Origin of the sequence: Cupriavidus lacunae, from assembly GCF_003353055.1 — a bacterium.
Classification (GTDB): domain Bacteria; phylum Pseudomonadota; class Gammaproteobacteria; order Burkholderiales; family Burkholderiaceae; genus Cupriavidus; species Cupriavidus lacunae.
Window position 1 is genome coordinate 47,069 of the sequence record NZ_QKWJ01000046.1, and the last position, 10,998, is coordinate 58,066.

Genomic DNA, 10,998 nt, shown 5'->3' on the forward strand with positions numbered 1-10,998 from the left:
TTGTCAATGATCATTCAGCGTGTAAGCTCACGACATGACCGATACCCAACTCACCGCCCCCCAGCCGCGCGGTCCCGTGGACCACAGCGTGCGCAACCAGATCGTGGAAGCGGCCACGGAGCACTTCAGCCTCTACGGCTACGAGAAGACCACGGTCTCCGACCTGGCCAAGGCCATCGGCTTCTCGAAGGCCTACATCTACAAGTTCTTCGACTCCAAGCAGGCGATCGGCGAGGTCATCTGCTACAACTGCCTCAACCAGATGCGGCAGGCCGTGGACGAGGCGGTGGCCGGAGCCGAATCGGCCTCCGAGCGGCTACGACGCCTCTTCGGCACGCTGGCGGAGGCCGGCAGCCGCCTCTTCTTCCAGGACCGCAAGCTGTACGCCATCGCCGTGGCGGCCTGCGAGGAACAGTGGGGATCGGCCCGCAACTACGACGCCCACATGCAGCAACTGATCCTGCAGATCGTGCGCGAAGGGCGCGAGTCGGGCGAGTTCGAGCGCAAGACGCCGCTCGACGAGACGGCGCACGCCATCTACCTCGTGATGAAGCCCTACCTCGATCCGCTGCAACTCCAGCACAACCTGGACTTCGCCGAAGTGGCGCCGGCGCGGCTCAGCAACCTCATCCTGCGGAGCCTGGCGCCCTGATTCCATGGCGTGCGCAGCGCCTCAAGGCTTAGGAATTGCTAGTGACTATTGACTAAATTAGTCACTGTTACTACAGTGAAGGCCATCTGTATGGAGGGCCCTCATGCTTCAGCGCCGATTTTTCGCATCCACTGTCACCCACCCCGCCACCAGCGCCTCTGCCTTCGCTGCCGTGTGCCTCCTGCCGCTCGCACTCGCGGCATGCGGCGGCAAGCCGCCGCCCGATCCCCGCGTGCAAGCGCCGCTGGTGCGGGTGGAAAACGTCCAGGGCGCGTCGGCCGCCCGGCGCGCCTTCACCGGCATCGTCGCCGCACGGGTGCAGAGCGACCTGGGCTTCCGCGTGCCGGGCAAGGTGCTGGAGCGCCTGGTCGACACCGGCCAGTCCGTGAAGCGCGGCCAGCCGCTGATGCGGCTCGATCCCGTAGACCTGAAGCTGGCGGCACGCGCGCGGCAGGAAGCCGTGGCCGCCGCCAAGGCGCGCGCCACGCAACTGGCGGCGGACGAGGAGCGCTACCGCGATCTCGTGACGGCCGGGGCGGTATCGGCATCGGCCTACGACCAGATCAAGGCCTCCGCCGACTCGGCGCGGGCGCAGCTCAGGGCGGAAGAGGCGCAGGCCGACGTGGCGCGCAACGCATCCGACTACGCCGTGCTGCCGGCCGATGCCGACGGCGTCGTGGTCGAGACCCTCGCCGAACCCGGGCAGGTCGTGAATGCCGGCCAGGTGGTGGTGCGGCTGGCCCGCGCCGGACAGCGCGAGGCCATCATCCAGTTGCCCGAAACCCTGCGCCCGCCGGTAGGCTCCACGGCCCGCGCGACGCTCTACGGCAAGGACAGCGAGGCAGTCACCGCCACCCTGCGGCAGCTTTCCGACGCCGCCGACCGGCAAACCCGCACCTATGAAGCGCGCTACGTGCTCGGCGGCGCGCTGACCGATGCGCCGCTTGGCGCCACCGTCACGCTGCAGGTGGCCGATCCCAGGGAAGCATCGCAAGCCGGCCTGCTGGTTCCCATCGGCGCGCTCCACGATCCGGGCAAGGGCCCCGGCGTCTGGGTGCTCACCGGTACCCCGGCACGCGTGACGTGGCGGCCGGTCACCGTGCGCGGCATCAGCGACGACTCCGCGCGGGTCGAGGGCCCGATCCGGCCCGGCGACCGCGTGGTGGCGCTGGGGGCCCACCTGCTGAACGAAGGGCAACAGGTCAGGGTGGTGTCGGAGGTGAAGGTGGCCGAAGCCGCCACCGACGGTAAAGGCCATAACACCGTCAACGGCGTGCGGGGGCAGCAATGAGTGGCTTCAATCTCTCGACACTCGCCGTGCGCGAGCGTGCCGTCACCCTCTTCCTGATCATCCTCGTCTCGGTCGCCGGCTTCGTCGCCTTCTTCCAGCTCGGCCGCGCGGAGGACCCGCCATTCACCGTCAAGTCGATGATCTTTATCACGGCATGGCCCGGCGCGACGGCGCAGGAAATGCAGGACCAGGTCGCGGAAAAGCTGGAAAAGCGCATGCAGGAACTGCGCTACTACGACCGCACGGAAACCTACACACGGCCCGGGCTGGCGTTCACCACCGTCACGCTGCTCGACAGCACGCCGCCAAAGGAAGTCCCGGAGGAGTTCTACCAGGCCCGCAAGAAGCTCGGCGACGAGGCGCGTTCCCTGCCGGCCGGCGTCATCGGCCCGCTCATCAACGACGAATACTCCGACGTGACCTTCGGCCTCTTCGCGCTGAAGGCCAGGGGCGAGCCGCAGCGACTGCTGGTGCGCGAGGCGGAGACCATCCGCCAGCGCCTGCTGCATGTGGCCGGCGTGAAGAAGGTCAACATTATCGGCGAGCAGGCGGAGCGCATCTACGTGTCGTTCTCGCACGACCGGCTGGCCACGCTCGGCGTGACGCCGCAGGACATCTTCGCCGCGCTCAACAGCCAGAACGTGCTCACCCCCGCGGGTTCCATCGACACCGACGGGCCGCAGGTCTTCGTGCGGCTCGACGGCGCGTTCGACAAGCTGGAACGCATCCGCGACACCCCCGTGGTGGCCCACGGCCGCACGCTGAAGCTGTCTGATATCGCCACCGTCGAACGCGGCTACCAGGACCCGGCCACCTTCGTCGTGCGCAACAAGGGCGAGCCGGCGCTGCTGCTCGGCATCGTGATGCGCGACGGCTGGAACGGCCTCGACCTCGGCAAGTCGCTCGACGCGGAAGTGGCGAAGGTCAACGCCGAGCTGCCGCTGGGCATGGAACTGAGCAAGGTCACCGACCAGGCCGTCAACATCAAGTCGGCCGTCGACGAGTTCATGGTCAAGTTCTTCGCCGCGCTGATCGTGGTGCTGGTGGTGAGCTTCGTCAGCATGGGCTGGCGGGTGGGTATCGTGGTCGCGGCGGCAGTGCCGCTGACGCTGGCCGCCGTCTTCGTGGTCATGGCCGCGACCGGAAAGAACTTCGACCGCATCACGCTGGGCTCCCTGATATTGGCCCTCGGACTGCTGGTGGACGACGCCATCATCGCCATCGAAATGATGGTGGTGAAGATGGAGGAAGGGTATGGACGGATCGCGGCTTCGGCCTATGCCTGGAGCCATACGGCCGCGCCGATGCTGTCCGGCACGCTCGTCACCGCCGTGGGCTTCATGCCGAACGGCTTTGCGAAGTCTTCCGCAGGCGAGTACACCGGAAACCAGTTCTGGATCGTGGGGATCGCGCTGATCGCGTCGTGGATCGTCGCGGTCGCCTTCACGCCCTATCTCGGCGTGAAGCTACTGCCCGAGATGAAGAAGGTGGAAGGCGGCCATGGCGCCATCTATGCCACGCCGAACTACCAGCGCTTTCGCGGGCTGCTGGGGCGGGTCATCGGGCGGAAATGGCTGGTGGCGGCAATCGTCGTCGGACTGTTCGCCGCGAGCCTGGTCGGCATGGGCGCTGTGCGCAAGCAGTTCTTCCCGACCTCTGACCGTCCCGAGGTGCTGGTGGAGGTGCAGATGCCCTACGGCACGTCCATCGAACAGACCAGCGCCGCGACGGAGAAGGTGGAAGCGTGGCTCGACAAACAGCCAGAAGCGAAGATCGTGACGTCCTATATCGGCCAGGGGGCTCCGCGCTTCTACCTGGCGATGTCGCCGGAACTACCGGACCCGTCCTTCGCCAAGATCGTGGTGCGCACCGACAATCAGGAAGAACGCGACGTACTCAAGGGCCGGCTCCGCCAGGCCATCGCCGAAGGCCTGGCACCGGGCGCGCGGGTGCGCGTGACGCAACTGGTGTTCGGGCCCTACTCGCCCTTCCCGGTCGCGTTCCGCGTCATGGGCCCGGACCCCGACAAGCTGCGCGCCATCGCGGAGCGGGTAGAGGGCGTGATGGAGGCCAGCCCACTGATGCGCACCGTCAACACCGACTGGGGCCCGCGCGTGCCGGGGCTGCACTTCACGCTCCAGCAGGACCGGCTGCAGGCGGTCGGCCTGACCTCCCACGACGTGGCGCAGCAGCTTGAATTCCTGCTGACCGGCGTGCCGGTGACCGAGGTGCGCGAGGACATCCGCTCGGTGCAGGTGGTGGCGCGCGCCGCGGGCGACATCCGCCTCGACCCGGAGCGCATCGCGGGCTTTACACTGATCGGCGCCAACGGCGGGCGCGTTCCCCTCTCGCAGGTCGGCACGGTGGACGTGCGCATGGAAGATCCCATCCTGCGCCGCCGCGACCGCACGCCGACCATCACCGTGCGGGGCGACATTGCCGACGACCAGCAGCCGCCCGACGTATCGAAGGCTATCCTGGCGCAACTGCAGCCGGTCATCCAGAAGCTGCCCTCCGGCTACCGCATCGAGATGGCCGGTTCCATCGAGGAATCGGGCAAGGCGAACAAGGCGCTGGCGCCGCTGTTCCCCATCATGCTGGCGATCACGCTGCTGATCATCATGTTCCAGGTGCGGTCGATGGCGGGCATGGTCATGGTCATCCTGACGAGTCCGCTCGGCCTGATCGGCGTGGTCCCGACGCTACTGCTCTTCCACCAGCCGTTCGGCATCAATGCGCTCGTGGGGCTGGTGGCGCTGTCTGGCATCCTCATGCGGAACACGCTGATCCTGATCGGGCAGATCCAGGGCAACCTGAAGGAGGGACTGTCGTCGTACGACGCAGTGGTGGAGGCCACCGTGCAACGGGCCCGGCCGGTGCTACTGACGGCCATGGCAGCCATCCTCGCCTTCATCCCGCTCACGCACTCAGTGTTCTGGGGCACGCTGGCCTATACGCTGATCGGGGGGACGCTCGCCGGCACGCTGCTGACGCTGGTGTTCCTGCCGGCGATGTATGCGATCTGGTTCCGGATCCGGCCGCCGGCGCAGGTGGCGGTGCAGGAGGCCTCCGTGGGCGAGGTGGCGCAGGTGTCGTGAGCGGGCCGGTCGCGAGCAGCTCGCCGCCGTGCCGTCACCCAAAGGCAAGACCATTCTGTCCTCCGGTCCCATGCAGCCAAAAGCATGATGTGCGGCAACACCCGGCGCTTTCGCTGGCCGGGCAGCCAATCCGCGTGCCGGCGGCCTGGGCCTGCTGCTCGATCTATTGACTTGGGAGGACAATGGCAGGCAAGTTGCGTTGGCGAGAATTGAGAACCTAGGTCGCTTGCCAGCCATCTGCTGCCGTTCGTCCTCGCGGTCAAGTGGGCATTCAAGCGACCGGTCCACTCCATGAACGGACCTTCCTGCCCGGCCCGGGCGCCAGACCATCGCTCTCGCCAAGCCTAGACATGCGAACTTGCCAGAAGGCAAATTTGTGTCAAGGGGCGAGCCTTCGGTCGCATCGATCCAGAGTGCATGGGCGTGGGCTGTTCGGAGTTTCGCGCTGGAGCAGCCCAATTTGACATCAAGGCCGAGTGCGATCCGAGCGCAGTCAGCTTGCCCGGTGCGCATTCCTCACCTTCCGCGAGATGAGTGCACGTGGCATCGGTGGCGGCCTTGAGCATCGTGTCGAAGGACACCGCCCCGCGCAGAATCGCTGGTCAAACACATGGAGCGGCGCGCCTTCACGGCGTGTCGGCGATCAGATGCTCATCCCGCCCGATACCTCAATGCGCTGTGCATTCACCCAGCGGCTGTCGTCAGACAGCAGCGCCGCAATCATTGGGCCGACGTCGTCCGGGACGCCTGCACGGCCGAGTGCCGTCATTTGAGCCACCATGCGATTGAGGTTCGCGTTATCGCGCAGATGGCCGCCATTGAAGTCGGTCTCGATCGCCCCTGGCGCGACCGTGTTGGCGGTGATCCGCCGGGCACCCAGTTCCTTCGCCAGCGAGCGCGTGAACACCTCGATTCCCCCCTTCATCATGGCGTACGCAGCGGTACCCGGAATAGAGAAGCGCGCAAGTCCGCTCGACACGTTGATGATGCGACCGCCGTCCGCGATCAGCGGCAAGAGCGCTTGCGTGAGGAAGAAGACGCCCTTTAGGTGGACATTCGCCAGAACGTCGAACTCCTCCTCGGTCGTTTCGCCGATGGACTTGTGCAGGCCGGTGCCGGCGTTGTTGATGAGGTAGTCGAAATGTTCGCGCCCCCACACCTTCGCTAGCACGCCCTTAACGCGCTCCGCGAACGTGGCAAAGCCCTTGCTGTCGGAGACGTTGAGCTGCAGGGCCACCGCGCTGCGACCATGCGCCTCGATCTGCTTCACGGCTTCATACGCCTGCGCCTCGCTGCCTTTGTAAGTGAGGATCACGTCGACACCCCGCTCGGCAAGCTTCAACGCGGTGTTGCGGCCCAGTCCGCGGCTGCCGCCGGTGATGAGGACGATGGGAGTCTTGGAATCGGTCATGGAGATCTCCTAAAGATCGGTTGAGGAAGGCCACGACCAGACTTTAGAAATTCTCATGAGAAGGATAAAGGCATCAAAAGGTGCCACACTGTTCTCTGAAACAGAACAATAGGGGAATGATGAATCTCGACGACCTCCAAATTTTCGCCAAGGTGGCCGAGCTGATGAGCTTCAGCCGAGCGGCCGAGCAAATGGGCCTTGCCAAGGGGCGCGTGTCGACCGCGGTCCAACAGCTTGAGGCGCGCGTTGGCGCCCGGCTGCTGCAGCGCACGACGCGCAGCGTGCGGCTGACGCCCGATGGGGAGCTTTTTCTCGAACGCTGTAAGGAACTGCTAACCGAAGCGGAACAGTTGGAAGTGATGTTCCAGCCGGCCGCGAGCGGCCTTACAGGACGGCTTCGCATCGACCTGCCCGGCGCATTGGCGCGTGACGTAGTCATCCCCCGCCTTCCCGAGTTCCTCGCAGCACATCCGATGCTGGAGATCGGCATCAGCACCACGGACCGACGCGTAGATCTCGTGCATGAAGGCTTTGATTGCGTGCTTCGCGTCGGCGCGCTTGGGGACTCCGACCTCGTCGCGCGTGAGTTGGGCCGCCTGCGCATGAGTAACCTTGCGAGCCCGGACTATCTGCGCACGCATGGCATTCCGCTAAAGCTGGCCGACCTGGCGAAGCACCGCGTCGTGCACTACGCTTCCACGCTAAGCGCGCAAAACGCGAGCTGGGAATATTGCGACCCGGTGGACAGCAGTGTACGCACGTTGCCGATGCGCGCCACGGTCACGGTCAACGGCACCGATGCGTATTTGTCCGCTGCGGTCGCCGGCCTCGGTCTGATCCAGACACCAATGTTCGGAACGCAAGCGCTGGTAGATGGGGGGAAGCTCGTGGAAGTGCTGCCCCGGTTCTCCGCATCCCCGCTGCAAGTCTCGTTGCTCTATGCGCACCGGCGCCAACTGGCGCCGCGCGTGCAGGCCGTGATGACTTGGCTCTCGCAGGTCCTGTCTCCGTACTTGGTGGAAGTGGGGTAACAATCAATCGCGAGCGTTCGCGGCTCGTAAGAGCAAGGGCCTCAACGGTCGCAAGGCCTGGGGGTCGGCTAGTGCTTATGCGCCGCCACACATTCCACGGACCGTGGATGCACAGGGTGGTGGCTCGGGAATTTCAGACAGGTCGCTAAGTGGGATGCCTGCTATATTTTCCCACGATTAGCAGGAGCATTTTTGATGAATGCGAACCGACGAAACCACTCACCGGCATTTGACGAGAGCGCAGCCGATGCTGGCAATGGCGGCCAGTCGCAGCAATCCAGCGACGAGCAGCCTAGTGACTCTCTCCATGACGAGCACCGGAGGACGAAAATGTCAACCGAGTCAGAATTGGTGCAGCAACTCTACGACGGGTTCAACGCACGAAACATTGATGCAGTTCTCGCCAAGCTCGCTGAGGATGTCGTTTGGGCGAACGGGATGGATGGTGGGCATGTTCACGGCCGGGAAGCAGTCAGGGCATACTGGACTAAGCAATGGGCGACCATCAGCCCGCATGTCGAGCCTAAGCAGATTACTCAGACGGCGGATGGTGCCACGTCAGTCGAAGTTCACCAAATTGTCCACGACCTTAAAGGCGCGCTGCTACTCGATGAGACGGTCCTTCACGTGTTCCGTTTTGAAGGCGGTAAAGTGAAGCGTTTTGATATCAATAGCACTTCTCAGCTTTCGTCCATCGCCCACTGATCCGGGGGATTGAGTCCGGGCCGGGCGTTACCTGCACTTCTTGAATGACCGCTTAGCCTCGTTCGAATGGCGGCTTTGGGGAGGCTCGAAATTCCGCTTCCGGTCGGTCAGAGACGGCTGTGGCGGTCGGCCTGGCCGGCGGCAGAGACCGGCTGCCAGTTTCTGCCCTTCGCGAGGACGACATGGATGGCGGCTTTCCGAGGCGCAACGGACGTTCGCGCCATCACCGCGAAAGCCCGCAAAGAGGGCGGGCTGGGGCATCCGCCCCGCCTCCTTTTTTAAAGGCAGGGCCTTAAATCCACTGGTCGTTCACAACAGTGCGTTCGCTTGTTGCACCGTCGCCGGTGTTCACCACACCGCGCGGCTCGATCAGCAGCAGTTTCACTTCGTCATGCGCTGAGGGCTTGTGCTCGACGCCTTGCGGCACGACGGCCATCTGACCGGCACGCAGCACTATCGAGCCGTCGCCCGATGGTCCATCGCGAAAATCGATTCGCAATTCGCCGTCGAGCACGATAAAGGTCTCGTCAGTATTACCGTGATTGTGCCAGACGAATTCGCCCTTGACCTTGACGACCTTGAACTGATAATCGTTCATTTCCGCGACTATGCGCGGCTGCCAGTGGCCGTCGATCAGTGCAATCTTGCCAGCCAGGTCGATAGCCTCGCATTGGCCGCGCGCAGCGGGTACAGTGCTGGAATTTGTTGATGCGGACATCGTTCTCTCCGTTCGGGTGTGGATGCACGGTCGAGAATACGCAGCCGCCAGGGGGCGGTATTGAACGATCGTGGTTGAGTGTTCAGTCGCGGGGCACGTTGCCCACGATCTGGAGCCAGCGTCCTGGCGTGAGGCCGAAGGTCTTCAGGAAATGACGCGTCATGTGGCTCTGATCGGCGAAGCCGGCGTCTGCCGCCGCGCTCGCGAGCGAGATGCCTGAGAGCAGCATGCGCCGCACGGCATCGAGGCGCCGCATCGTGAAATAGCGATATGGACTTGTGCCGTAGAAGGTGCGGAAATCGTGCGAGAGGCTCCAGCGGTCGCGGCCTGTCGCGATTTCCACTTCTTCGAGCGTGACCACTCTCGTGAAATTCGCATGCAGATAGTCGCGCGCACGGCGTGCCGCGAGATAATCGCCTTTCCCTCGCGCGCGCGGCATGCCCGCGGCGGCAGCGAGCGCATGCGCAAGCTCGGCTAGCGCATCGTTTTGTTCGAGCGGCTCGAGCGTATGGCCGACGCGTTGCAGCAAGGTTTCCGTGGCCGCCGCGATACGGGGATTGGTTGTCACACCGCCCTCGAGGAACGGCAGCGTGCGGCCACCCAGCACGTCCTGAAAAAGCGCAGGCTCCACGTAAATCATGCGGTAGCGGAAGCCCTCGCCCGTACCCGCCTGGCCATCGTGCGCTTCGTCGGGATGCAGCACGATGGTATTACCCGGCAGGCTGTCGCGCCGGCTGCGCCGATAGTTGAAACTCTGCACCCCCGCGAGCGTGCGGCCGATCGCGTACGTATCGTGGCGATGCATGGCATACGCTTTGCCCTGAAACCAGGCCTCGATGCGCTCGATGCCTTCTATCGGCTGGGCGCGCATCACCCAGTCCGGGCGCGCGGGTGCTGCCTTTTGGAGCATGACGAGTCGCAAACGAGAGTGAAATGGAATTCGCGTCGGCACGAAGCGCGCGCGTCGATTCAATATATTGCCACATGAGCGCGCCTCGCGAAGCCGCGCGTCAGCGTCAAAGTGGTCGCGTCGCTCTTCGCGTTAACAACGCAGATGTCCGCTTTCTCGGCGCTCAACGGACGTTCATGTCATTGCTGCCATGGTCCGCGATGGGTCGACTACGGCCCTTCGCCGGCTTTCGGCAAGGCTATGGCAGGACCACTACAGCTTCGGGTCGCCCTATTTGTACGGTCTGGGGTCGCACTTCCAGGGTGCACTTACTTAAGGGTGGAGGTCCCCCACGGTGGAGTCGCCCATGTCCTCTGTCTCTTCCCCCGGCACCATCGAATCCACCGTGCGTCCCTGAATCGGTCGCCGGAATCCAGGTCAATTTCTGCAAAAAGAGGGGCCCAGCATAAATGCGTCAGCCTTGTCCATGGTTGCGAGGCGAAGCGGCGAAGCGGTGCTCCCCACGGGCGTTGTCCTGTTGCTCAGGACTCATATTGGCGCTCCGCGCTGTGCGGCCGCCCTCGCCCGGCATGTCCATCGGAAGCACGTTACAGCTGGGCGGCGACGAGATCGACCCATTGCTCGATTTCGTCAGCCTTGGCAACATCCTGATCGCGGGTGAGCTCGATGCCCGTCTGAATCTCGCCCAGGGTGACGGCCGACAGGTACAAGTCGCCGTCGCCCACGGATCGGAGCCAGGCGACAACCGCGCCTTGCAATCGCCGCCATTCTGCCGCCGGTCGTGCTGGCACAGGGACGTAAGGTGTTCTAGGCTCAATAAAGCCCCTCGGGGGGAGACCTGCCATATCACAAGGAAACATAACCTCTTGCCCATCATGTTGGTGGCGTCCCCCATGATGCTGCGGCAGGGCTGTTCGTCACGCCAGACGCACCACCGGCTTCCGCCCGAGCTACCGAGAATGGCGGCATAGCGCGCGGGCTCCCTCATTGCCACAGTAGTGGGCTCAGCGGTAATACATTACAACAGGGAGGACGCTGGAGCTATGACGACACGAATCCGAGGTATTGTCAAATCTGGTGTACGAGGGCTGATCGTGGCCGGTTGTCAGGCGGCGAGTTTCTGCTGAACCGGCGGATTGTCTTGCGCCGGGGCACCGTCCTTGAAGGGGACGCCCTTCAAGA

At 64.3% G+C, this 10,998-nt stretch carries 8 protein-coding genes and 1 pseudogene; 5 read left to right on the forward strand and 4 right to left on the reverse strand.

What is annotated here, in order from left to right:
* The first annotated feature begins 34 nt into the window (after positions 1 to 34).
* The 3 genes from DN412_RS27465 to DN412_RS27475 all read left to right on the forward strand — a co-directional run bounded on the left by DN412_RS27465 (position 35) and on the right by DN412_RS27475 (position 5,041).
* Positions 35 to 652 (forward strand): TetR/AcrR family transcriptional regulator, encoded by a 618-nt coding sequence (locus tag DN412_RS27465; protein WP_115214457.1) that lies wholly within the window; start codon positions 35 to 37, stop codon positions 650 to 652.
* A gap of 103 nt (positions 653 to 755) precedes the next feature.
* On the forward strand, positions 756 to 1,943 hold the full coding sequence (locus DN412_RS27470; protein WP_115214458.1) for an efflux RND transporter periplasmic adaptor subunit: 1,188 nt from the start codon (positions 756 to 758) through the stop codon (positions 1,941 to 1,943).
* A complete protein-coding gene (locus tag DN412_RS27475; RefSeq protein ID WP_115214459.1) occupies positions 1,940 to 5,041 on the forward strand; it encodes an efflux RND transporter permease subunit in 3,102 nt (1,033 codons plus the stop codon). Before DN412_RS27470 ends, DN412_RS27475 begins: the two co-directional genes overlap by 4 nt.
* Before the next feature lie 643 nt (positions 5,042 to 5,684).
* Here DN412_RS27475 and DN412_RS27480 read toward each other — a convergent pair.
* Entirely contained in the window at positions 5,685 to 6,452 is a 768-nt protein-coding gene (locus DN412_RS27480) for an SDR family NAD(P)-dependent oxidoreductase (protein ID WP_115214460.1), read from the reverse strand.
* Between the two features lie 119 nt (positions 6,453 to 6,571).
* Here DN412_RS27480 and DN412_RS27485 point away from each other — a divergent pair.
* Positions 6,572 to 7,396 (forward strand): annotated as a pseudogene (locus DN412_RS27485) (LysR family transcriptional regulator); the annotation flags it as partial.
* Positions 7,397 to 7,678: 282 nt separating this feature from the next.
* On the forward strand, positions 7,679 to 8,188 hold the full coding sequence (locus tag DN412_RS27490) for a nuclear transport factor 2 family protein (RefSeq protein WP_208647666.1): 510 nt from the start codon (positions 7,679 to 7,681) through the stop codon (positions 8,186 to 8,188).
* Positions 8,189 to 8,480: 292 nt separating this feature from the next.
* On the opposite strand, the gene DN412_RS27500 is transcribed toward DN412_RS27490, so the two are convergent.
* The 3 genes from DN412_RS27500 to DN412_RS43315 all read right to left on the reverse strand — a co-directional run bounded on the left by DN412_RS27500 (position 8,481) and on the right by DN412_RS43315 (position 10,541).
* On the reverse strand, positions 8,481 to 8,906 hold the full coding sequence (locus DN412_RS27500; protein WP_115214462.1) for a cupin domain-containing protein: 426 nt from the start codon (positions 8,904 to 8,906) through the stop codon (positions 8,481 to 8,483).
* A gap of 82 nt (positions 8,907 to 8,988) precedes the next feature.
* Positions 8,989 to 9,816 carry an AraC family transcriptional regulator gene (locus tag DN412_RS27505; protein ID WP_115214463.1) on the reverse strand — a complete coding sequence of 276 codons (828 nt, stop codon included), beginning with the start codon at positions 9,814 to 9,816 and terminating at the stop codon, positions 8,989 to 8,991.
* A 587-nt stretch (positions 9,817 to 10,403) separates the two neighbouring features.
* Positions 10,404 to 10,541, reverse strand: a complete 138-nt coding sequence (locus DN412_RS43315) for a type II toxin-antitoxin system VapC family toxin (RefSeq protein WP_145970224.1) — start codon at positions 10,539 to 10,541, stop codon at positions 10,404 to 10,406.
* Between the last annotated feature and the right edge of the window lie 457 nt (positions 10,542 to 10,998).